Annotated in this window: 22 protein-coding genes; 17 read left to right on the top strand and 5 right to left on the bottom strand. The window is 39.0% G+C overall.

Going from position 1 to position 22,419, the window contains the following annotated elements:
• Nucleotides 1–108 precede the first annotated feature (108 nt).
• The gene (gene fabI / locus QK255_RS07170) at nt 109–864 is read right to left on the bottom strand and encodes an enoyl-ACP reductase FabI (protein ID WP_002295795.1); all 756 of its coding nucleotides are present in this window, start codon (nt 862–864) and stop codon (nt 109–111) included.
• Nucleotides 865–1,082: 218 nt separating this feature from the next.
• On the opposite strand from fabI, the gene fabZ reads away from it, so the two are divergent.
• A complete protein-coding gene (gene fabZ, locus QK255_RS07165; protein WP_002309395.1) occupies nt 1,083–1,523 on the top strand; it encodes a 3-hydroxyacyl-ACP dehydratase FabZ in 441 nt (146 codons plus the stop codon).
• Nucleotides 1,524–1,648: 125 nt separating this feature from the next.
• Here the strand turns inward: fabZ and QK255_RS07160 are convergent, their stop codons facing one another.
• Nucleotides 1,649–2,404, bottom strand: a complete 756-nt coding sequence (locus QK255_RS07160) for a peptidylprolyl isomerase (protein ID WP_002329151.1) — start codon at nt 2,402–2,404, stop codon at nt 1,649–1,651.
• 188 nt (nt 2,405–2,592) lie between these two features.
• On the opposite strand from QK255_RS07160, the gene QK255_RS07155 reads away from it, so the two are divergent.
• Both QK255_RS07155 and QK255_RS07150 read left to right on the top strand, forming a co-directional pair.
• Complete coding sequence (locus QK255_RS07155) at nt 2,593–3,687, top strand: DUF871 domain-containing protein (RefSeq protein WP_002315099.1); 1,095 nt, start codon at nt 2,593–2,595, stop codon at nt 3,685–3,687.
• Nucleotides 3,688–3,849: 162 nt separating this feature from the next.
• Nucleotides 3,850–4,785 (top strand): alpha/beta hydrolase, encoded by a 936-nt coding sequence (locus tag QK255_RS07150; RefSeq protein WP_002329153.1) that lies wholly within the window; start codon nt 3,850–3,852, stop codon nt 4,783–4,785.
• Between the two features lie 85 nt (nt 4,786–4,870).
• Here QK255_RS07150 and gap read toward each other — a convergent pair whose 3' ends face one another.
• The gene (gene gap / locus QK255_RS07145) at nt 4,871–5,881 is read right to left on the bottom strand and encodes a type I glyceraldehyde-3-phosphate dehydrogenase (RefSeq protein ID WP_002309387.1); all 1,011 of its coding nucleotides are present in this window, start codon (nt 5,879–5,881) and stop codon (nt 4,871–4,873) included.
• Nucleotides 5,882–6,169: 288 nt separating this feature from the next.
• On the opposite strand from gap, the gene obgE reads away from it, so the two are divergent.
• The 7 genes from obgE to QK255_RS07110 all read left to right on the top strand — a co-directional run bounded on the left by obgE (nt 6,170) and on the right by QK255_RS07110 (nt 13,545).
• Nucleotides 6,170–7,483 carry a GTPase ObgE gene (obgE, locus tag QK255_RS07140; protein ID WP_002295805.1) on the top strand — a complete coding sequence of 438 codons (1,314 nt, stop codon included), beginning with the start codon at nt 6,170–6,172 and terminating at the stop codon, nt 7,481–7,483.
• Nucleotides 7,484–7,647: 164 nt separating this feature from the next.
• Nucleotides 7,648–8,235: a hypothetical protein gene (locus tag QK255_RS07135; protein ID WP_002309384.1), complete on the top strand. Its 588-nt coding sequence runs from the start codon at nt 7,648–7,650 to the stop codon at nt 8,233–8,235.
• A 174-nt stretch (nt 8,236–8,409) separates the two neighbouring features.
• Nucleotides 8,410–9,351: a ribonuclease Z gene (gene rnz / locus QK255_RS07130; RefSeq protein WP_002313806.1), complete on the top strand. Its 942-nt coding sequence runs from the start codon at nt 8,410–8,412 to the stop codon at nt 9,349–9,351.
• Entirely contained in the window at nt 9,348–10,136 is a 789-nt protein-coding gene (locus QK255_RS07125; RefSeq protein WP_002329154.1) for an SDR family NAD(P)-dependent oxidoreductase, read from the top strand. Before rnz ends, QK255_RS07125 begins: the two co-directional genes overlap by 4 nt.
• Complete coding sequence (locus QK255_RS07120; protein ID WP_002390566.1) at nt 10,137–10,580, top strand: LapA family protein; 444 nt, start codon at nt 10,137–10,139, stop codon at nt 10,578–10,580.
• Nucleotides 10,581–10,721: 141 nt separating this feature from the next.
• A complete protein-coding gene (gene recJ, locus QK255_RS07115) occupies nt 10,722–13,019 on the top strand; it encodes a single-stranded-DNA-specific exonuclease RecJ (RefSeq protein WP_002342222.1) in 2,298 nt (765 codons plus the stop codon).
• 13 nt (nt 13,020–13,032) lie between these two features.
• On the top strand, nt 13,033–13,545 hold the full coding sequence (locus QK255_RS07110) for an adenine phosphoribosyltransferase (RefSeq protein ID WP_002295813.1): 513 nt from the start codon (nt 13,033–13,035) through the stop codon (nt 13,543–13,545).
• A gap of 192 nt (nt 13,546–13,737) precedes the next feature.
• Here the strand turns inward: QK255_RS07110 and QK255_RS07105 are convergent, their stop codons facing one another.
• Nucleotides 13,738–13,956 (bottom strand): hypothetical protein, encoded by a 219-nt coding sequence (locus QK255_RS07105; protein ID WP_002297436.1) that lies wholly within the window; start codon nt 13,954–13,956, stop codon nt 13,738–13,740.
• Nucleotides 13,957–14,134: 178 nt separating this feature from the next.
• Nucleotides 14,135–14,758 (bottom strand): transcriptional repressor LexA, encoded by a 624-nt coding sequence (lexA, locus tag QK255_RS07100; RefSeq protein WP_002309378.1) that lies wholly within the window; start codon nt 14,756–14,758, stop codon nt 14,135–14,137.
• Between the two features lie 146 nt (nt 14,759–14,904).
• On the opposite strand from lexA, the gene QK255_RS07095 reads away from it, so the two are divergent.
• From QK255_RS07095 to QK255_RS07065, 7 genes are all read left to right on the top strand, one after another.
• The gene (locus QK255_RS07095) at nt 14,905–15,156 is read left to right on the top strand and encodes a DUF896 family protein (protein WP_002309377.1); all 252 of its coding nucleotides are present in this window, start codon (nt 14,905–14,907) and stop codon (nt 15,154–15,156) included.
• Nucleotides 15,157–15,257: 101 nt separating this feature from the next.
• The gene (gene tkt, locus QK255_RS07090) at nt 15,258–17,255 is read left to right on the top strand and encodes a transketolase (RefSeq protein WP_002329157.1); all 1,998 of its coding nucleotides are present in this window, start codon (nt 15,258–15,260) and stop codon (nt 17,253–17,255) included.
• A gap of 246 nt (nt 17,256–17,501) precedes the next feature.
• Entirely contained in the window at nt 17,502–18,395 is an 894-nt protein-coding gene (locus QK255_RS07085; RefSeq protein WP_002329158.1) for a glucosaminidase domain-containing protein, read from the top strand.
• Nucleotides 18,396–18,535: 140 nt separating this feature from the next.
• Nucleotides 18,536–19,462: a cysteine synthase A gene (gene cysK, locus QK255_RS07080; RefSeq protein WP_002329159.1), complete on the top strand. Its 927-nt coding sequence runs from the start codon at nt 18,536–18,538 to the stop codon at nt 19,460–19,462.
• A 238-nt stretch (nt 19,463–19,700) separates the two neighbouring features.
• Nucleotides 19,701–20,147: a Fur family transcriptional regulator gene (locus QK255_RS07075; protein WP_002289542.1), complete on the top strand. Its 447-nt coding sequence runs from the start codon at nt 19,701–19,703 to the stop codon at nt 20,145–20,147.
• Between the two features lie 272 nt (nt 20,148–20,419).
• Nucleotides 20,420–21,772 (top strand): NADH oxidase, encoded by a 1,353-nt coding sequence (locus QK255_RS07070; RefSeq protein WP_002309372.1) that lies wholly within the window; start codon nt 20,420–20,422, stop codon nt 21,770–21,772.
• A gap of 231 nt (nt 21,773–22,003) precedes the next feature.
• Nucleotides 22,004–22,291: a DUF5960 family protein gene (locus QK255_RS07065; protein WP_002309371.1), complete on the top strand. Its 288-nt coding sequence runs from the start codon at nt 22,004–22,006 to the stop codon at nt 22,289–22,291.
• Nucleotides 22,292–22,419 lie beyond the last annotated feature (128 nt).

Genomic DNA, 22,419 nt, shown 5'->3' with positions numbered 1-22,419 from the left:
CAAAGTAATAAGTTGAAAAAACGTAAAAAAAGAAAAAATCAGGAAGAGACTTTAAAAAGTTTTTTCCTGATTTTTATATGTTTTACTTTAAAGAATGTAACAAAAGGATTATGAAAGATGGACACCTTTGTCAACGTAGATAATATCACCGATGATCCCGCTGGAAAGAGGACTGATCAAGAAAGCACAAGCATTACCGACTTCTTCGATCGTTACACCTTGCTGATCAGGCGTACGAGATTCAGATAACTGGATCAGTTTTTGATAGTCCTTAACCCCTGTAACAGCTAATGTTTTGATTGCTCCAGCTGAAATACCATTGACTCGGATGCCTTTAGGTGAGAACTCAGCTGCCAAATAACGGATAGCTGCTTCAAGAGAAGCTTTCGCGATACCCATCATGTTATAATTCGGGATTGCGCGCTCTGAACCTAGATAAGTCATGCTAACGATTCCGCTATTTGGTGCAAGAAACGGTTGTGCGTATTTTGATACAGCAATCAAAGAGTAGCTACTGATATCTTGAGCTAATTGATAGCCGTCTCTGGAAATATCAGACACATTTCCAGACAATTCTTCTTTGTTGGCGTAAGCAACTGCATGGACAAGGCCGTGGATCTCTCCAGCATATTCACCGATGGCATTCATTGCTTTTTCGATGCTTTCGTCGCTAGAAACATCACATTCTACAGTGAATGCTTCTTCGCCGACCAATTTGACTAATGATTTTTTCATTCGTTCATTTTGGTAAGTATAGATAATCTCTGCCCCTTGTTTCAACATTGCTTCAGCGCACCCCCAAGCAATGCTTTTTTTGTTAGCGACGCCCATGATGACGATTTTTTTTCCTTCTAGAAATGACATAATGACTCTCCTTTGTTTCTGATAAAAATTTGATAGTCGTAAAAAATAGAAAATAATAGCTAAAATAACTTCTTGATTTCTTAATTATTAGTCAAAATGTTTTGATTGTCAAACTATTTTTTCTTAAATTAAAAAAAGATTGCTAAATATTTAGGAATATGATACTTTGATAGTCAAAGTAATGAAAATGGCAATCGCCTGAAAGAAGGAGTTTAATTATGTCTTATGTATTATCTGCTACTGAAGTAATGGACTTGATCCCTAATCGTTATCCTATTTGTTATATTGATTATGTAGATACATTAGAACCAGGAAAAAAGATTGTTGCGACAAAAAATGTAACGATCAATGAAGATTTTTTCCAAGGTCACTTTCCTGACAATCCAGTGATGCCGGGTGCGTTGATCCTAGAAACACTGGCACAAGCAGGTTCGATCCTTATCCTAAAATCAGAAGAGTTCCTAGGAAAACGAGCTTATATCGGTGGAATCAATAAGGCCAAATTCCGTCAAAAAGTTGTTCCAGGAGATGTACTGAAATGTCATTTTGAAATCACCAAAATGAAGGGGTCAGTCGGTACAGCGTTATCTGCAGCATATGTAGATGATAAAAAAGTCTGTGAGTGTGAGTTCACGTTCATCGTCAACCAAAATGCTTGATCATAAAAAAGTTGTTATAGAAAAATAGAAGGATGTTTACTTGCTTTCTTATGTAAAAAGAAGACGTCTGAATCTAGCACATTTTGTCATATTTGCTAGATTCAGACGTCATTTTTATGTTCTGTTTATTTTGCTTCTTGCAGTATATTGATTTTATCAATTTTTACTTCTTCTTTTGGTTTGTCTGAACTATCTGTTTCGACATTTGCAATAGCATCCACGACATCCATTCCTTCAATCACTTGACCGAAGACAGTGTACTGACCATCCAGGGAAGGATAACCGCCGTTTTTATAAGCATCGATAATCGCTTGAGGGTAATCATCTTTTAAAAGACCATCATGCATATCATCTGAATTTTGAACGATAAAGAACTGGCTGCCGTTACTGTTAGGATCTTGTGAGCGAGCCATAGATAACGCACCTCTTATGTTGTAAAGGTGGTTGTTGATCTCTGTCTCAAATCCTTCTCCCCAAATACTTTCGCCTCCAGTGCCATCGCCTTTAGGATCACCGCCTTGGATCATGAAATCTTTGATGACGCGGTGAAAAGTCAGGCCATTATAGTAACCATCTTTTGCGTGTCTCATAAAGTTTTCAACTGCTTTAGGTGCATATTCAGGGAATAATTTGATTTTGATTGTGCCTTTATTTGTCACCATTTCGACCAAATCCTCATTTTCAGCTACATCTTTCGTCAATTGTGACAATTCCAATGCATTCAAATCGACACTACTGGCAGTTGTACTTTCCGCAGTGGATGTACTCTTTGAACTTTCAGCCGATGAACTAGGAGAAGTCGTACTGTTTGCGGAACAACCAGCAGCAAACAATAATGCTGCAGCTAAACTAATACTTAAAATAACTTTATTTTTCTTCATAACTATTCCTTTCCAATTTACTGTTTTGTTATCTTTAATGATAACAAAATAGAGGAGAAATACCTACTTAAATTATTGGAATTTATCATTTATTTTAAAAGAAAAAGAAAAGGTGTAGACCATTTATTTTGTCTTTGCTATAATGTAAGTGGATACAAAAACGAAAAGATGCAGGAGGAAATGGTAATATGGGAAAATTAGGAATCTCGATTTATCCAGAACGATCAACATTTGAAAAGGACAAAGCGTACTTGGATTTAGCTCATAAGTATGGGTATAAACGGGTTTTTACCAGTTTACTGCAGATCAACGACGACAAAGAAAAAGTTCTTTCAGAATTTAAAGAAGTAGTTGATTATGCGAATAGCCTAGGCATGGAAGTAATGGTAGATATCAATCCAGCGTTATTTGAACAGTTGGAGATTTCTTACGATGACTTATCCTTTTTCCATAAGATGGGTGCCTATGGAGTTCGCTTGGATATCGGGTTCACCGGAGCAGAAGAAGCAAAAATGACGCGTAATCCTTTCGGTATCAAAATCGAGATCAATATGAGTTCGGGCACGAATTATGTTGACAACATCATGAGTTATTCGCCAAACACGGATAATTTATTAGGTTCTCATAATTTTTATCCTCATCGATATTCTGGTTTAGGCTACGACCATTTTGTTTTTTGTTCAGAAAAATTTAGAAAATATAATTTGAATACGATGGCGTTCGTCAATTCGCAATCCGCTGAGTTTGGCCCTTGGCCTACACAAGATGGCTTGTGCACACTAGAAGATCACCGAGACCTTGAGATTGCTACACAAGTGAAGCATTTGATCCTTACAGGGCTGATTGATGATATTTCTATTGGAAATGCGTATGCAAGCGAAGAAGAATTGAAAGAAATGGCAGCAGCATTTAATGCAGATTATCCAACATTGAAAGTAGATACGGAAGAAGGGATTACAGAAAACGAACGAATCTGCTTGTTTGACAATCTCCACAGTTATCGAGGAGATCGCTCAGAGTATATCCTTCGTTCGACGATGACTCGTGTATATTATAAAGAAAAAGATTTTCCACCTCACAATACGCGAGATATGCATCATGGTGATGTGCTGATTGATAATGAAGGGTATGGTCAATATAAGGGAGAAACACAAATCGCCTTGAAGGACATGAAAAATGACGGACGGGTCAATGTCGTAGGAAGAATTTCTGATGACGAACTGTTCCTCCTTGATTTTTTGAAACCTTGGTCAAGCTTCAAATTAATTGAAAATAAAAAATAGATAATGAGTTGCTGCAGAAATAATCCGCTAGAAATAGCCAGTTATTTCTGCTTTTTTATTTTGTTTTTTTATAGGTTATAAAAATGAACATTGCATAGTAGAGATTCTTTGATTATACTAATTCAAGGTTAGATGAAAAAAGAGAAATGAGATGGATAATTTATGAAACTTTGGATGAAAATCCTTCTAGGTGTTGCCCTAGTTCTAATCGTTGCGCTATTGTTTGTAGGGAATTATTTTTATAATTATGCTGTCGTGCCGTCTGAGAAAGACTTTTTAGATGAAGATACACCAGGTACAACACAGACATCCAAAGAAACGGATGCACATAAGTGGTTTAGTTCAAAAGAGAACCGAAGCAATTGGACAATCACTTCGAAAGACGGTCTGAAATTATCAGCGATTTATCTTCCTGCTGAAACGAAAAGTGAAAAAACAGCTCTAGTTGCTCATGGCTACATGGGAGATGCTGAAACGATGACCAATTATGCAAAGATGTTCCATGATATGGGCTACAATGTCCTTGTTCCAGATGCAAGAGGGCATGGAAAAAGCGAAGGGGATTATATTGGATTTGGATGGCCAGAGCGCAAAGACTATGTGCAGTGGATCAACAAAGTGTTAGAAGAAAATGGAAACTCGCAAGAAATCGTTCTATATGGTGTCAGCATGGGGGCAGCAACTGTCATGATGACTAGCGGAGAAAAATTACCAAATAACGTAAAAGCAATTATTGAAGATTGCGGTTATTCTTCTGTCCATGATGAGCTTGCGTATCAGCTAGACGATATGTTTAGTCTTCCAGCGTTTCCGCTTATGCAAGTAACGAGTCTAGTGACAAAAGTCCGTGCCGGCTACTTTTTCGGTGAGGCAAGTGCAGTGGATCAATTGAAGAAAAACCAGCGTCCGATGCTATTTATACATGGAGACGCAGACACATTTGTACCATTTGAAATGTTGGATAAGGTTTATCGTGCAACGAAGGGGCCAAAAGAAAAGTATGTTGTAAAAGGAGCCGAGCATGCGGAAGCATACAAGACAGATCCTAAAAAGTATCAGCAAGTAGTCCAACAATTTTTAAGCCAATATGTTCATTGAACTAGTTTAAAAGCAAGAGGGTAAAAAGAAACAAGCCATTGACTGGATCCAGTCAATGGCTTGTTTTATTGTTTGATTTATTAAATTACAAGTTAGCGAATTTTTCTAGTAAGCGAATCATTTGGCAAGTGAATCCGTACTCATTGTCATACCATGCAACAGTTTTGACAAGTTGGAAATCGCCAGCAGTTGTTACTTCTGTTTGGGTTGGATCAAAGATTGAACCTTGAGTTGTGCCAATGACATCGCTAGAAACGATTTGACGATCATCATACCCAAATGAAGGATTGTCAACTGTGTGTTTTTTGATTGCTTCATTTACTTGATCAGCAGTTACTTTGGTTTTCAATACTGAAACTAATTCAGTTAATGAACCATCAACGACTGGAACACGTTGCGCATGTCCTTGTAATTTTCCTTGTAACTCAGGGATAACTAAGCCGATTGCTTTTGCAGCACCAGTAGAATGTGGAATAGTGTTGTCAGCAGCTGAACGAGCAGCACGTAAATTACCGCCTCTTACTGGTCCATCTAACAGCATTTGGGTTGAAGTGTAGGCATGGACTGTTGTCATTGTACCAACTTCGATCCCAAATTCATTATTCAAGAAATAAGCCATAGGTGCTAAACAGTTTGTTGTACATGAACCTGCTGAGATGATTCGGTCGTTTTCATCTAATGTATCATCATTGACGTTATAGACGATAGTTTTCATTGCACCAGCTGGGGCAGAAATAACTACTCGTTTGACACCAGCATCTAAATGCGCTTTCGCTTTTTCTTCAGATGTATAAAAACCAGTACATTCTAGTACGATATCTACACCGTTTTCTTTTACCCAAGGGATTTTGCTTGCGTCGGGTTCTGCATAAACACGTGTTGCTTCGCCATCCACTACGATTGAGTCTTCTGTTGCAGTAACTGTGCCAGGATAAGTACCGTGAGTAGAGTCAAATTGCAATAATTGTGCTAACATAGTTGGACTTGTTAAGTCGTTGATTGCTACTACTTCAATATCATCTGATACTTCTTTGATGCGGCGGAAAGCCAGACGGCCGATACGCCCAAATCCGTTAATACCTACTTTTACTGTCATATCAAAAGTTCCTCCTTTATTAGGGGTGCTATGAAACGGCATCCTCAATTAATACAATTAATACACTGTTATTCTGCTACGCAAAGCATATTTTGTCAAAAAATTATACTCGATAGCAGAAAAATGGTTGGAAACCTTACCAAATAATAAAAAAAGAAGAAGGCAATCAATCTTTTTGCTGAAATGATAGACAAAAACAGATTTCACCGATAAAATAAGGAAGACTTTTGTTTATTGTGGAAATTCAGGCAGTCAAATAAATAAATTGAATAATAGGAGGACTTAATTATGTCCATGTTTTTAGATCAAGTAACGATCGATGTGAAAGCTGGCAAGGGCGGAGACGGAATGGTTGCATTTCGTCGCGAAAAATACGTTCCTGACGGCGGACCGGCTGGTGGAGACGGTGGTCGTGGCGGTGATGTCATCTTGATCGTCGATGAAGGTTTGCGTACATTGATGGACTTTCGTTTTAATCGCCATTTCAAAGCGCAGCCAGGTGAAAATGGAATGAGTAAAGGGATGCACGGCCGTGGTTCAGAAGATACCTATGTGAAAGTACCGCAAGGAACCACTGTCCGAGATGCAGAGACTGGTGCTCTTTTAGGAGATTTGATTGAAAATGGTCAAACACTAGTTGTGGCGAAAGGGGGACGTGGCGGACGAGGAAATATCCGGTTTGCCTCTCCTCGGAACCCTGCACCGGAAATTGCTGAAAACGGGGAACCAGGACAAGAACGAAAAATCGAACTGGAATTGAAAGTATTGGCAGACGTTGGGCTTGTAGGCTTTCCATCTGTTGGAAAATCGACTTTGCTATCTGTGATTTCATCTGCTCGTCCAAAGATCGGCGCTTATCATTTCACGACACTCGTCCCTAACTTGGGAATGGTTACTACAAGTGATGGCAGAAGTTTTGCCGCAGCAGACTTGCCAGGGTTGATTGAAGGAGCTTCGCAAGGTGTTGGACTAGGTACACAATTCCTTCGTCATATCGAAAGAACGCGAGTTATTTTACATGTGATCGATATGAGTGGGATGGAAGGACGAGATCCTTACGAAGACTATCTTGCCATCAACAAAGAATTATCTACTTACAACTTACGCTTGTTAGAGCGTCCGCAAATCATCGTGGCTAACAAAATGGATATGCCGGATGCACAGGAAAACCTAGTGAAATTCAAAGAACAGCTGAACAAGGAAAAAGAAGACGAATTCGCTGATGATATCCCAGTATTTCCAATTTCTGGAGTGACTCGACAAGGATTGGATGCGTTATTGAATGCTACAGCAGACTTGTTAGAAGTAACGCCAGAATTCCCATTGTACGAGGAAGAACTGGAAGAAGAAACTGTACACTATGGATTCAATCCAGAAGGTCCTGAGTTCCAAATCGATCGTGATTCAGATGCAACGTGGATCTTATCCGGTGAGAAGATCGAAAAATTATTCCAAATGACGAATTTCGATCATGATGAAACGGTAATGCGTTTTGCTCGTCAATTACGTGGTATGGGTGTGGATGAGGCACTTCGGGCACGTGGGGCGAAAGATGGCGACCTTGTCCGTATCGGTGAATTTGAATTTGAATTTGTCGAATAGGCAAACAAATAAAAACAAATACCAAAAAATATAGTTTCAAATCTAAGGGGAGTATGGCTGAGGCCATTCTCCTTTTTTATTGGGTAGGAAAGAGTGCTTTTCTTTTCTTATTTTACAATTAAAGGTAAAATAAATAACAAGAAGGTATGAAAGGGGCGTTTTCAATGAGCAAGCGAGTAATCATTTTAAATTTTCAAGTAGAAAGCCAAGCATATCAGGCATTTTCGGAAATCAAAAAACTACATGCTGTTCGTTCGATCAAAGGAGAACAGATGGCCGTTGTCAGCCATGATCCCAATGGAACCCATCAATTCAAAATAGAAGATTTTATCGACTTTACTGGGAATAACAAATCTTCTACTGGTGGGTTGATTGGTATGTTGGTTGGTGTATTAGGTGGGCCGCTGGGGATTTTATTAGGATGGTTTGCTGGAGGGATGATCGGTGCGACACAAGATGCAAAAGAAATAAAAGATGCTCAGACTGTGTTCGACTTTGTAGGAAATAAAATCGGTGAAGGAGCTACAGGACTGATTTTGATTGCGGATGAAGAAGACAATCGTCCATTGAATCAATTAGTGATGATGGAATTAGGCGGAGAAATTACCCGTTTGGATTATGAAGATGTCGAAAAAGATGTGCATGATGCGAAGGAAGCCGAAAAGCAGGCGAAAGAAGCTGCCCAAAAGACTTGGGAGGACAAACATCCGCAATCTTCCGATGACAATGAGAGTTCCGAATCTTCAAATTAATAAAAACAGCAGAGAATCTCAAAAGGGTTCGCTGCTGTTTTTACAATGGAGTTTAAAGAAAACGTTATCACAGAGGAACATCGTTTTTATTTGAAGCCTTTCTCGACTTACGGTTGATTATCCTATCTTTTTCCCCTAAAATTAAAGAGGAACTTAAAGAAAGTCAGGTAGATTATGGAATTACAATTTTTAGGAACAGGCGCAGGTGTTCCTGCAAAACATAGAAATGTGACAAGTATAGCATTGAAACTTTTAGACGAACGTAATGAAGTTTGGTTATTCGACTGTGGTGAAGGCACGCAAATGCAGATTTTGCGAACGACTATCCGTCCGAGAAAAATCGGAAAAATTTTCATTACACATTTACACGGCGATCATATTTTTGGGCTTCCCGGACTCATCAGCAGCCGTTCATTTCAAGGTGGGGATACGCCATTAGAGATTTACGGGCCAAAAGGGATAGAGGAATACATAAAAGTCTCTTTAGGCATTTCGCAAACACGGTTAAGTTATCCGCTGAAATTCATCGAGTTAAATGAAACAGACCCGATTTTTACTGATCAGCAATTTTCTGTTTATGCAAAAAAACTAAATCATGGAATCGACAGTTTCGGTTATCGTGTGGTTGAACATGATCATAAAGGAGAATTGCAGGTGGATCGTCTGAAAGAATTAGGCATTCCGGCTGGACCACTGTACGGCAAGCTGAAGCAAGGGGAAACGATCCAACTAGAAGATGGTCGGACGATCAATGGAAAAGATTTCGTAGGCCCAAATAAAAAAGGGCGGATCGTGACTATTTTAGGCGACACGAGAAAAACACATAATTCTGTTGTGCTTGCGGAAAACAGTGATATTTTGGTACATGAAAGCACATTTAATAAAGATGAAGCAAGAATGGCGCATAACTATTTCCATTCTACGACTCATCAAGCTGCTGAAGTTGCAAAAGAAGCGCAGGCAAAACGGCTGTTGCTTACTCATATCAGTGCAAGATATTTAGGAAAAGCAGCTCTAGAGCTTGAAAAAGAAGCAAAAGAAGTGTTTGAAAACACGACGATCATGAAAGATTTTGATAGCATTGAGATACCATTTCGTGAGGAGGATGAGGCATGAATTTAGAAGATAAAGTTGTTTTAGTAACAGGTAGTTCAGGTGGTCTAGGCGCGCAAATCTGTTATGAAGCAGCAAAGCAAGGAGCAATCGTTATAAGTTGCGCACGAAGAATGGCATTTGTAGAAGGTGTCAGAGATGAGTGCAGACGCTTGAGCGGCAAAGAGGCTTATGCTTTCAAAGTAGACGTCAGCGATCCTTATAGTGTGGATGAACTATATGAAAAAGTAATGGAAGAAGTTGGACGTGTCGATATTCTGGTAAACAATGCTGGATTTGGTATTTTCGAGGACTTCCTTACATTCGATCTTGGAAAAGCGTACGATATGTTTGAAGTCAATATCTTAGGAATGATGGTTTTGACACAAAAATTTGCGATCGATATGGCAGAAAGAAGACAAGGACATATTATTAATATCGCCTCAATGGCTGGGAAAATGGCAACTGCAAAATCAACGGTTTATTCTGCCACGAAATTTGCAGTCCTTGGCTTTTCCAACGCCTTGCGATTAGAATTGAAACCACTTGGTGTAGCTGTTACGACAGTAAATCCTGGTCCAATCGAGACAGATTTCTTTGACAAGGCTGATCCAAGCGGAAGCTATTTGGAAAAAGTCGGGCAAATCGTTTTAGAACCTACTAAGTTGGCAAAAATGATCGTCCGCAATATGAGACATCCAAAACGAGAAATCAATCAACCGTTTATTTTAGAAGTTGCATCAAAATTTTATACGCTGTTTCCAACGATTGGTGATTATTTAGCCAGCGGAATTTTTAACAAAAAGTAGGTGGAGGAATTGAAAAAGCAAAGCAATGTGATTCTTGGATTTATCTTAGTTTTGATTATTGTTCTTTTTGCTGTATTGAACAATAAAAATGTCCCTGTAAGTTTTGGCTTCACTTCCTTTTCTGCACCGTTGATCTTAGTGATTATCGGTTCTGCGCTGATTGGTGCACTGATTGTATTCTTGACTGCTTCGGCAACACTATGGCAGCAAAAAAAGCAAATCAAGCAGCTGACTCAGGAAATATCAGAATACCAAACAGATCTGCAAAAGAAAATTGAAGAAGCAAAAGAAGAACAACAACGCGAGTTTAGAAACGAACGCGCAGAGTTAGAAGCTGCTTATCAGGCGGAATTACAAGCGAAAACAGCACAAATCAGTCAATTGAAAGCACCGGAAGAACAAAAAACGCAAGCGCCAAAACAAAGCTTCAATTATTTTGACTAATAGGGATATTTCATAAATGGTCGTATAAAAGATCGGGTCCTGCTGAACATCAGTCTAGCGGATCTGATCTATTTTTATTCTTTCTTTCTGCTTTTTTTTGCTGATTTCCTTTGCTATAATAACTAAGTTAGGAGTGAGAAAGTGAGACAAGCAAATTTTGATTGGAAGTTAAGCGAGACAGAGCCTTCTGAATCCTTTCTCCAAATGATTCGTGAACTGAAATTATCTCCATTTGTCGGTAAGTTACTGTGGCAAAGAGGTTACCATGAGGAAGAGGATATCAACCGATTTTTACATCCAAAAGAACAAGAACTACATGATCCGTATCTGATGCACGATATGGATAAAGCAATCAGTCGAATACAAGAAGCTGTAATCAGTGGAGAAAAAATCCTCGTTTACGGTGATTATGATGCAGACGGAATCACCAGTGCAACGGTAATGAAAGAAACACTGGAATTACTTGGCGCAGAAGTAGAAGTATTTTTGCCAAATCGATTTGTGCATGGGTATGGACCGAACCAATCGGTATACCAAGAAAAGATCCAAGAAGGCATCCAGCTGATCATCACTGTTGATAACGGGGTAGCAGGAAATGATGCGGTAGCATATGCTCAGCAAGCTGGTGTAGACGTGATCATTACAGACCATCACGAGCTACCTGAGAAATTACCAGACGCCTATGCGATTGTTCATCCTCGTCATCCAGCGGGGCAATATCCATTTCCAGATCTGGCAGGAGTCGGAGTAGCATTCAAAGTAGCTTCTGCATTGTTGGAAGAACCACCTGCAGAATTTTTGGATTTAGTAGCGATAGGAACGATCGCCGATTTAGTTTCATTGACTGATGAGAATCGAATCCTTGTTGCATTAGGCATCGATGCCATCCATCATTCAGAACGGATAGGACTTCAGGCGCTGTTTGAAGAAAGTGGCGTAAAAATGAGAGATGCAGACGAAACAACGATCGGCTTTTCGATTGCGCCCAGACTAAATGCTATTGGTCGGATGGGTGACCCGCGACCTGCCGTTTCATTGCTTGCAACGTTTGACGAAGAAGAGGCATCCATTCAAGCAAAAAAATTGAATGAAATCAATGAAGAAAGAAAAGCAATCGTAGAGCAGATAACAGAAGAAGCATTAGCAATGGTCAATAAGGAGAATCATATCCATCTATTGGTAAACCGAGGATGGCATGAAGGTGTTTTAGGTATTGTTGCAGGAAAAATAATGAACGAAACTGGTAAACCAACGCTTGTTCTTACTTTAAAAGAAGACGGATCAGCTAAAGGTTCTGGACGTAGTATTGAAGCCTTGAACCTTTTTGAAATGCTTGACCAGATGCGGGATTTATTTACTTATTTTGGAGGACATCATGCAGCAGTCGGGTTAACGATGCCAAGTGAAAATGTCACAATACTACAGGAGAAGATGAACCAATATATAGTCGATCGTCAAATCGATTTGACAAGAGGACCTGAATTAAGAATTGATGAAGTGCTACTTCCGAATGAAGTAACAGTAGAGCGTATTGATGAACTAAAATTATTAGCGCCATTTGGTACAGATAATCCTTTACCTCAATTTTTATTTCGGCAAGTCCAAGCAGCGAATGTCAAAAGAATCGGAGCAAACCAACAGCATCTGAAATTTGTCCTTTCCGATGAATCTAGTCAGCTTGATGCGGTCGCTTTTGGTTTTGGAACTCAAGAAGAAGAACTGCTGAATAATCTAGTAGATGTAGTAGGAAAGCTTTCGATCAATGAATGGAATGGACGTAAGAAACCGCAACTGATGGTATCTGACTTTGCAGTAGGTAGTCTGCAGGTATTTGATTGGCGGGCAAAACGTTTCCGTGAAGAGAGCCGAACATCTGAAGACAGTCTTTATTTAGCTTTTGATTCTTCTACGTTGAAATTCGTGCCGGAGCGCATCCAGGAAACGGCGATTGTTTTCGAAGGAATGGATTCTATACACGCAGTAATTGAAAAAAGAAAACCGAAATCTCTGGTTATTATGGATTGTCCAGAGGATTTAGCAAAGCTGAAAGAAGTCTTTGGGTCTTATTCATTCAATCGTGTTTATCTGATGGGGATTTCACCTGATGAGGCTTATTTGAATGGGGTAGGCACAAGAGAACAGTACGCAAAATTGTTTAAATTGATCCATTCTCAAGAACGAATAGATATACGTCATAAAATAAAAGCAGTAGCTCAATATTTGCGTATCCCTGAAAAATTATTAATTTTTATGATACAGGTGTTTTTTGAATTGAAATTTGTTACAATAGAGAACGGTGTTTTACAAAAAGTCGCCAGCCCAGAAAGTCATCCTTTGACTGAGAGCAAATTATACCAGCGGCGGCTAAATAAAATCAAAGTTGAGGAATTTTTGCTTTTGAGCGATATTCCTACCATAAAGAAATGGTTAACAACCTAGGAGGAAACAAAGAGTGGATTTAAAAGATTATATTGCCAGTATTCCCGACTATCCGTCAAAAGGAATTGTGTTCCGAGATATTTCCCCGCTGATGGCAGATGGTGACGCTTATCGGGAAGCTACGAAGCAAATCGTAAATTATGCAAAAGAAAAACGAATTGATATGGTAGTTGGACCAGAAGCACGTGGGTTCATCGTAGGATGTCCTGTTGCTTATGAGTTAGGAGTCGGTTTTGCACCAGTCCGCAAAAAAGGAAAATTACCTCGAGAAACCATCGAAGTGACTTATGGATTAGAATATGGAACAGATACATTGACATTGCATAAGGATGCCATTAAACCAGGTCAGCGTGTGCTGATTTGTGACGATTTGCTGGCTACCGGTGGAACGATCAAAGCGACAATCGAACTGATCGAACAATTAGGTGGTGTAGTCGTAGGCTGCGCATTTTTGATCGAATTGATGGATCTCCATGGACGCGACAAAATCAAAGGATACGACATTATTACATTAATGGAATATTAAGCAGAAAAAGCGATTTTAAAGCGACCCTCAAAAGTCAGATAGGCACTCTGACGCTTGAGGGTCGCTGTTTTTTTATAAATGGAACCAGTCAAAGTCCAGTAAAGGTTCGAAAAAAAGGATGTGACCGATTTTTGTCACACCCTCGTAAAAGTTTAACTTTTTGTCTTTTGAACAATTAGCAGTCAATCCTCATTATGATTGCCTGGATCTGTAGTAGGGTTCATGATAGAAATGATCTTCATGAATTCTGCGCCGCTCAGATTGACGGTACTTCTTTTCATCCCACAACATGAACCACAAAGTAAATAACGGAACAAACACAAGTAAAGCTGGACGTATGCCGAAATTACCAATAATAATACCTAAAAACAAAACAGTTAATACTAAGCCAAGACGTCTCATTGATTTCATGAATTCTCACCTCGTTAATTTATACGAACAATTGTTCGTATATTTAGTATACGAATATTTGTTCGGTTTGTAAAGAGGGAAGTGATAAAAATTTGAAAGAAGAAGAACTTGGGCGAAAAAAGAGTTTGAGACAATGGTCTCAAACTCGGTTTTAAACAATTTTCTTTTTTAGTACTAATTAATAGATATGACTACGATAGAGCCCTACTACTCGTCCTAATATAGATACTTGATCTAAAATGATTGGTTCGAGTAAGTCGTTTTCAGGTTGAAGACGGAAATAGTTTTTTTCTTTATAGAATCGTTTGCAAGTCGCTTCATCCTCTGCAGTCATTGCAATGACGATATCACCATTTTGTGCCGTTTCCTGCTTCCGAACGATCACGTTATCGCCATCCAAAATTCCAGCATTGATCATACTATCTCCACGAATCGTCAGCATAAAGAGACTGCCTTCTTCAGAAGAAAGATTAGGAGGGATCGGAAAGAAGTCCGAAGCATCCTCTACTGCTAAAATTGGTTCTCCAGCTGTTACTACGCCAAGTACTGGAATAGTTGTTGGACGAATCCCAATCTTTTCTAAACCTTGTTTTGTCAACTCGATTGCACGAGGTTTCGTCGGATCTCTTTGGATAAACCCTTTTTTTTCAAGCCGTGCAAGATGACCGTGAACAGTAGAAGTAGAAGAAAGCTGAACAGCTTCCCCGATTTCACGGACAGTTGGCGGGTATCCTTTTTGGGTTACTTGTTCATGGATATAACGTAAGACTTCAATTTGTCTTGATTCAGTTTGTCGGGCCACAAGGTACACCTTCTTTCACTTGATAAATAAATAGTACCATATAAAAAGCGCTAAATCAAACGAATGTTCGTATTTTATTTAGTTTATCTAGTTGTTTTTTTTTCAGTTTTTATATAATATGAAGGAGAGTAAAAGGAGGACTGAGCATGCTGTCACCTGAAAAAATAGAGCGGATCAATGAACTCGCACGTAAAAAGAAGGAAAATGGTCTCTCGAAAGCCGAAGAACAAGAACAAATCAACTTGCGCAAAGAGTATTTGGAAGCTTTTCGTTCCGGTATGCGTCATCATATCGAAGGAATGAAAATCGTCGATCCTGAGGGCAATGACGTGACCCCGGAAAAATTAAAAGAAATCCAAAAGAAAAAAGGCTTACACAACCGAAATGACAACTTTTAGTAAAAAATACTGAAAATGATTGCTTTTTCGTGTGACATCTTATAGAATGAGAGTGTAAGAAATAAAGGTAAAAAAAACCTAAATTAATAGGAGGGGTTATTTTGTTTGACAAAATTGACCAACTTGGCGTTAACACAATTCGTACATTAAGTATTGAAGCAGTCCAAAAAGCAAACTCAGGACATCCTGGATTGCCGATGGGCGCAGCACCTATGGCATATGCGTTATGGACAAAACACCTGAAAGTAAATCCAACGACATCCAAAAATTGGGCTGATCGCGACCGTTTCATTCTTTCAGCAGGACATGGGTCAGCAATGTTATATAGTTTACTTCATTTAGCTGGCTATCAAGTGACAATTGATGATTTGAAACAATTCCGTCAATGGGATTCTAAGACACCAGGACATCCTGAAGTCCATCATACAGATGGTGTAGAAGCTACTACAGGCCCATTAGGCCAAGGGATTGCAATGGCTGTTGGTATGGCGATGGCAGAAGCACACCTTGCAGCAACTTATAACAAAGAAAACTTCAACATAATGGATCATTATACGTATGCAATTTGTGGGGATGGAGACTTGATGGAAGGAGTCTCTCAAGAAGCAAGTTCGATGGCAGGTCATATGAAGTTAGGTAAATTAATCGTTTTATATGATTCAAACGATATTTCATTAGATGGTCCAACTTCAAAAGCGTTCACAGAAAATGTTGGTGCTCGTTATGAAGCATATGGCTGGCAACATATCTTAGTGAAAGACGGAAATGACTTAGAAGCAATCTCTAAAGCGATTGAACAAGCAAAAGCTGAAACAGATAAACCCACGTTGATCGAAGTAAAAACAGTCATCGGCTACGGTGCTCCTAAAGAAGGAACATCTGCTGTTCATGGTGCTCCTCTTGGCGAAGAGGGTATCAAGATGGCTAAAGAAGTTTACGGATGGGATTATCCAGACTTCACTGTTCCTGAAGAAGTAGCTGCCCGCTTCCATCAAACAATGATAGAAGAAGGACAAAAAGCTGAAGATGCATGGAATGAAATGTTTGCCAATTATAAAAAAGCTTATCCTGAATTGGCACAACAATTTGAAGATGCCTTTGATGGCAAACTGCCAGAAAACTGGGATGCAGAATTGCCAACTTATGAAGTAGGAAGCAGTCAAGCAAGCCGTGTTTCAAGTAAAGAAGTCATCCAAGAATTATCGAAAGCTATACCAAGTTTCTGGGGTGGTTCAGCAGATTTATCAGGTTCCAATAATACAATGGTAGCTGCTGATAAAGATTTTACTCCCGAACATTATGAAGGACGTAACATCTGGTTTGGCGTTCGCGAATTTGCGATGGCTTCGGCTATGAATGGTATCCAACTTCATGGCGGAACTCGTATCTATGGCGGAACATTCTTTGTCTTTGTCGATTACCTAAGACCAGCTGTTCGTTTAGCAGCGATTCAACATACGCCTGTTGTTTACGTTTTGACACATGACTCCGTTGCTGTCGGAGAAGACGGACCAACACACGAACCGATTGAACAATTAGCTTCTGTTCGTTGCATGCCTGGTGTCCAAGTGATTCGTCCAGCAGACGGAAATGAAACACGTGCTGCTTGGAAAGTGGCGATGGAGACTACTGATGCGCCTACTATCCTTGTATTGAGCCGCCAAAACCTTCCTGTATTGCCTTCTACAAAAGAAGTAGCAGATGAAATGGTCAAAAAAGGCGCGTACGTTCTTTCTCCAGCTAAAGGAGAAACACCAGAAGGTATTTTGATTGCAACTGGTTCTGAAGTTGATTTAGCTGTGAAAGCTCAAAAAGAATTGGCAGAAAACGGGAAAGATGTTTCTGTTGTCTCTATGCCAAGCTTCGACCTGTTTGAAAAACAATCTTCTGAATACAAAGAAAGCGTACTTCCTAAAGCAGTGAAGAAACGCGTGGCGATCGAAGCTGCTGCATCATTCGGATGGGAACGCTATGTGGGTACAGAAGGAACAACGATTACCATCGATCATTTCGGTGCATCTGCTCCTGGTGCTAAAATTTTAGAAGAGTTTGGATTTACAGTAGAAAATGTTGTGAATACGTACAATCAATTATCATAGACACCAATCATTGTTTGAATGATAAAGACAGCTGTCTGCAAGTTGGAGGCAGCTGTTTTTTATGTGGTGGTAAGAATAAATCAATGTTACTTTTCGTTTTCTGTTATATTACATTTAAATGACAAAACAAAGAATTCTTCGGATTAGTTTGTGTTTCTTGAGAATTAAAAGTATAATTTAATTAATTAAGTTTGTTTTAAGAAGAGAACTTTTTATTAAGTTTTTTTATTTTGAGGAGGAATTTGAATGCAAGAGCTGAAGACCCGCAGTGCCCGACACCATAGACCTAAAAGAAACATGGTGATCAATAAAAAAGCGATTGCTCCTTTAATTGGAACGAGTCTTTTAGTTGGGCCGATGATGGTTACAGCGGTACCGCAAAGTGTTCATGCAGATGAACAAGGATCTCAAACAGTCGCTGATCCTCAAGCGTTTATCGATCAAATCGGCTGGTCTGCATCAGAAGTTGCTGCAAGTAATGACTTGTATGCTTCAGTCATGATCGCTCAAGCGTTGTTGGAAAGTGCATATGGTACTTCCGGATTAGCTAGTGCGCCCAATTATAATTTGTTCGGTGTAAAAGGAAGCTATAACGGACAGGTCGTTTATATGGCAACCAAAGAATATGTAAACGGACAATGGGTAACGATGAATGAACCATTCCGAAAATATTCTTCTTATTGGGAATCCTTCCAAGACCATGCAAATGTTCTTCGTTCAACCAGTTTTTCAACAGGCGATTATCATTATGCTGGTGTATGGAAAAGCAATACAACAAGTTTTTATGATGCAACAGCGTACTTGACAGGTCGTTACGCTACCGATCCAGATTATGGAACCAAATTGAACTCATTGATTAATACTTATAATTTAACCCGTTTTGATACACCATCAACTGGTTCGGCGACCACAACAACTACAAGTACAACAACAACTACTACTACGACGACTTCAACGTCATCATCATCTTCGGCAACAGGTGCGGATACAAATAGTAGTCAAACATATACAGTTGTATCAGGAGATACGCTATGGGATATTGCACAAAAATTTGGCATGTCTGTTGATGATCTAATGGCGAAAAACGGCATGTCCATGTCCAGTTATTCTTTATTAGTCGGACAAGAACTAAACGTGTGATTTAGATAAAAAGGCAAAGAAACTACCATATCTGGTATATCTTTGTCTTTTTTTTGCTAGTCAAAGACGAATCACTCGCCAGAAATGAACAAATTGTATTATGATAAGTAGGGAAGAGCAAAGACAAGGAGGAATTGAAGATGACAGCTATCTATAACTCAGTCACCGAATTGATTGGTAAAACGCCAATCGTCAAATTAAATAAAATCGTACCAGAAGATTCAGCAGATGTATTTGTGAAACTTGAGTTTTTTAATCCAGGAGGAAGTGTAAAGGACCGGATTGCTCTAAGTATGATAGAAAAAGCGGAACATGATGGATTACTGAAACCAGGAGATACCATCATTGAACCTACCTCCGGAAATACAGGAATCGGATTGTCGATGGTAGGAGTCGCGAAAGGATATAAAGTCATTATCGTGATGCCTGAGACGATGAGTATCGAAAGACGTTTATTGATGAAAGGATACGGCGCAGAGTTGATTCTGACGCCTGGTGTGGATGGTATTTCTGGATCCATTAGAGAAGCAGAACGTTTGGCAAAAGAAAATGGCTACTTTTTACCATTACAATTTGAAAATGAAGCAAATCCTCTTGTACATGAAAAAACGACTGGTCCAGAGATTCATCAAGCCTTTGGAGTAAATGGATTGGACGCTTTTGTCGCAGGTATCGGGACAGGCGGGACAATCACTGGCGCTGGCCGAGAATTAAAACGTGTGTATCCAAAGATCGAATTAGTAGGGGTAGAACCGGCAGAATCTGCCATTTTAGAAGGAAAAGAAGCAGGTCCTCACAAAATCCAAGGGATCGGTACAGGCTTTGTTCCTAAAACATTGGATACCTCTGTATATAATAAAGTCCTTTCCGTGACTGGAGACGAAGCGATGGAAACAGCTAGAGAAGTCGGACGAAAAGAAGGAATTTTAGTTGGTATCTCATCTGGCGCTGCAATTGCTGCCGCATTAAAAGTCGCAAAAGAACTAGGGAAAGGCAAAAAGGTATTAGCAGTCGTTCCCGACAATGGTGAACGTTATTTATCTACAGCCCTTTACCAAGAAATGTAAGTAAACTTGTTTCTCTATAAATAGGTTTATGTGGAAGGCTTTTACAGATGAAAAGAAAACACAAAAATCTATGATAAGAAAAGAGTTAGTTGAATAGAGACGTAGAATGGTGAACATGACTGTTTTACGTCTTTTTTTCATTAAAATACAATAAAATTGAATTTTCTTTTCATGCTAAGTGGATTTTAAAATGTAAAAATAGTATGATAAGACGAGAATAACAACGTGGGGTGTTTACATGGAAAATAAGTTAGTCGAAGAGGTTATCGAAAAGTTAAAAAAAGAGAACATTCGAATCACACCTCAACGGTACGCGGTTTTAGAATATTTGATTGAACATCATTCCCATCCAACAGCTGATGAGATTTATAAAGCACTTGAACATCGTTTCCCAAACATGAGTGTTGCGACCGTTTACAACAATCTTCGTCTGTTTACTTCGATTGGATTTGTTCAAGAAATGAAGTACGGCGATGCTTCTAGCCGTTTTGATTTCAGCTCAAAGCGTCACTATCATGTGATTTGCGAAAACTGTGGTAAGATCGTTGATTTTCATTACCCAGGGTTAGAAGATATAGAAATGGCTGCGAGTAGGCTGACTGATTTTGAGATTAACGAACATCGGCTGGAATTGTATGGACTTTGTCCAGACTGTAAAGAATCAGCAAAAAAGGCACAAATGTAAAAACAGTTTCTACAAGTGTTACACCTAAAAAAGCTGGCTGCGTAAAAAAACGCTAGCTTTTTTTTATTTTTTTGTCTTTTATTCACAAGGAAAAATGTTAAAGTGAATATTATCACAATAAGAATCTTGCTAACAATGGATTTCTATGATTGTAAATGAGTAAAACTACAAATAAACCTTTGTGAATTCACAAGCATTAAACTGTTGTATCCGTTTTATTTCTGTTATAGTAATTTTGTCGAAGGACAAAATGTTAATCGGAGGGACCATAAATGAAAGTAGTAGTAATTGGCTGTACTCATGCAGGTACTGCAGCTGTAAAAAGTATTTTAAAAAATCATCCAGAAGCAGAAGTGACAGTATATGAAAGAAATGACAATATTTCTTTCTTATCTTGCGGTATCGCACTTTATGTCGGCGGAGTAGTAAAAGACCCAGCAGGCTTGTTCTACTCAAACCCTGAAGAATTATCTTCATTAGGAGCAACAGTTAAAATGGAACACGATGTAACAGACGTCGATACAGAAAACAAAACAGTGACGGCAAAAGATCTGAAAACAGGAGAAACAGAAACGGTTTCTTATGATAAATTAGTAATGACAACTGGTTCATGGCCTATCATCCCACCGATTAGTGGAATTGATGCAAAAAATGTACTCCTATGCAAAAACTACAACCAAGCAAATGAAATCATTGCACAAGCGAAAGAAGCGAAACGTGTAGTAATCGTTGGTGGTGGGTATATCGGTATTGAATTAGTCGAAGCTTTTGTCGAATCTGGAAAACAAGTAACATTGATTGATGGGTTAGACCGCATCTTGAATAAATATCTAGATAAACCATTCACAGATATCCTAGAAAAAGAATTGACAGACCGCGGTGTCACTCTTGCACTAGGTGAAAATGTCACTGAATTCATCACAGATGAAGAAGGAAAAGTGAAACAAGTAGCTACACCAACAGATACATTTGATACAGATATGGTCATTTTATGTGTGGGCTTCCGTCCAAATACAAAACTGATCGAAGGAAAAGTAGAGACACTGCCGAATGGGGCAATCAAAGTAAATGAATACATGCAAACAAGTGATCCAGACATTTTTGCCGCTGGAGATTCAGCAGTAGTCAACTACAATCCAAGTGGTACACAAAACTATATTCCTCTGGCAACAAATGCCGTGCGCCAAGGCTTGCTTGTAGGAAATAACTTGACAGAGCATAAAATGGCGTATCGTGGGACTCAAGGAACTTCAGGACTTTATCTATTTGGCTGGACGATTGGCTCGACAGGAGTAACTAAAGAAAGCGCAACATTGAACGATTTAGAAGTCCAAGCAACGGTATTTGAAGATAATTATCGTCCAGAGTTCATGCCGACTACCGAAAAAGTAATGATGGAGTTAGTTTATGAAAAAGGCACAAATCGTATCGTTGGTGCTCAGTTCATGTCTAAATACGACATTACGCAATCAGCAAATACTATGTCTTTAGCTGTTCAAAATAAAATGACTGTAGAAGATCTTGCTCTTTCAGACTTCTTCTTCCAACCACATTTTGACCGTCCTTGGAATTACTTGAACCTACTTGCACAAGCAGCGCTAGGCGAAATCGAAACAGCACAATAAAGAAAGACAGACGGGAGCGGTTATGAAAGAGCTGTTTAGTTTTGACTGATTACCGTTTATTTTGGAAAAAGGGTTGTGACGCATTTTTTGTCACGACCCTCTGTCTTTTTGTGAAAGTACAATTAGTTGTCTTTCTTCGCATTTTTTGTCACAATAAGCAACAAAGATAAAGCTGTTACATAAAAGAACAAGCAGTTTTACTTGAACTTGAAAAGAAAGGTGAGAAAGAAGATGAATAAAGAATATTTTGTCCAACAAGATGCATTTTTAGAAGATTATAAAAATGTTGCGAAAGAGTCGACGATCAATATAGATGAGTTGGCGGAGCAAGTGCTCTCTCAATTGAATGAAACACAAGAGGAATATTATACGATGCCAGCAGAAGATGCGAAAGATAATGCTTCTCATCGTTTTCCTTTCAGTCGGCGCATCTACTCAGATGAAAATGACGGCACATTGAATACGGAGTACACATATGAAGGACAGCCGTATGAACTAGAAACAGAAGATGATGTTTAAACACCGTTTATTCGGAAAAAAGGGTTATGACATTTTTGTCAAACCCCTTTTTTCTTGATTTCATTCTCTTTTTTACTACAAAATCCTTTTAACTTTGTTGTTTAGGAAACAAAAAAATAATATAATGA

Source organism: Enterococcus sp. ZQ21, from assembly GCF_030053755.1.
In the GTDB taxonomy this organism is placed as follows: domain Bacteria; phylum Bacillota; class Bacilli; order Lactobacillales; family Enterococcaceae; genus Enterococcus_B; species Enterococcus_B lactis.
Note: the sequence above shows the minus strand (reverse complement) of the source record. Positions and strands in the feature narration are given on the sequence as shown.

Coding starts and splice junctions, on each gene's coding strand:
- fabI (WP_002295795.1), bottom strand. CDS start 864: ATGTCATTTCTAGAAGGAAAAAAAATCGTCATCATGGGCGTCGCTAAC.
- fabZ (WP_002309395.1), top strand. CDS start 1,083: ATGTCTTATGTATTATCTGCTACTGAAGTAATGGACTTGATCCCTAAT.
- QK255_RS07160 (WP_002329151.1), bottom strand. CDS start 2,404: ATGAAGAAAAATAAAGTTATTTTAAGTATTAGTTTAGCTGCAGCATTA.
- QK255_RS07155 (WP_002315099.1), top strand. CDS start 2,593: ATGGGAAAATTAGGAATCTCGATTTATCCAGAACGATCAACATTTGAA.
- QK255_RS07150 (WP_002329153.1), top strand. CDS start 3,850: ATGAAACTTTGGATGAAAATCCTTCTAGGTGTTGCCCTAGTTCTAATC.
- gap (WP_002309387.1), bottom strand. CDS start 5,881: ATGACAGTAAAAGTAGGTATTAACGGATTTGGGCGTATCGGCCGTCTG.
- obgE (WP_002295805.1), top strand. CDS start 6,170: ATGTCCATGTTTTTAGATCAAGTAACGATCGATGTGAAAGCTGGCAAG.
- QK255_RS07135 (WP_002309384.1), top strand. CDS start 7,648: ATGAGCAAGCGAGTAATCATTTTAAATTTTCAAGTAGAAAGCCAAGCA.
- rnz (WP_002313806.1), top strand. CDS start 8,410: ATGGAATTACAATTTTTAGGAACAGGCGCAGGTGTTCCTGCAAAACAT.
- QK255_RS07125 (WP_002329154.1), top strand. CDS start 9,348: ATGAATTTAGAAGATAAAGTTGTTTTAGTAACAGGTAGTTCAGGTGGT.
- QK255_RS07105 (WP_002297436.1), bottom strand. CDS start 13,956: ATGAAATCAATGAGACGTCTTGGCTTAGTATTAACTGTTTTGTTTTTA.
- QK255_RS07095 (WP_002309377.1), top strand. CDS start 14,905: ATGCTGTCACCTGAAAAAATAGAGCGGATCAATGAACTCGCACGTAAA.
- QK255_RS07085 (WP_002329158.1), top strand. CDS start 17,502: ATGCAAGAGCTGAAGACCCGCAGTGCCCGACACCATAGACCTAAAAGA.
- cysK (WP_002329159.1), top strand. CDS start 18,536: ATGACAGCTATCTATAACTCAGTCACCGAATTGATTGGTAAAACGCCA.
- QK255_RS07075 (WP_002289542.1), top strand. CDS start 19,701: ATGGAAAATAAGTTAGTCGAAGAGGTTATCGAAAAGTTAAAAAAAGAG.
- QK255_RS07070 (WP_002309372.1), top strand. CDS start 20,420: ATGAAAGTAGTAGTAATTGGCTGTACTCATGCAGGTACTGCAGCTGTA.
- QK255_RS07065 (WP_002309371.1), top strand. CDS start 22,004: ATGAATAAAGAATATTTTGTCCAACAAGATGCATTTTTAGAAGATTAT.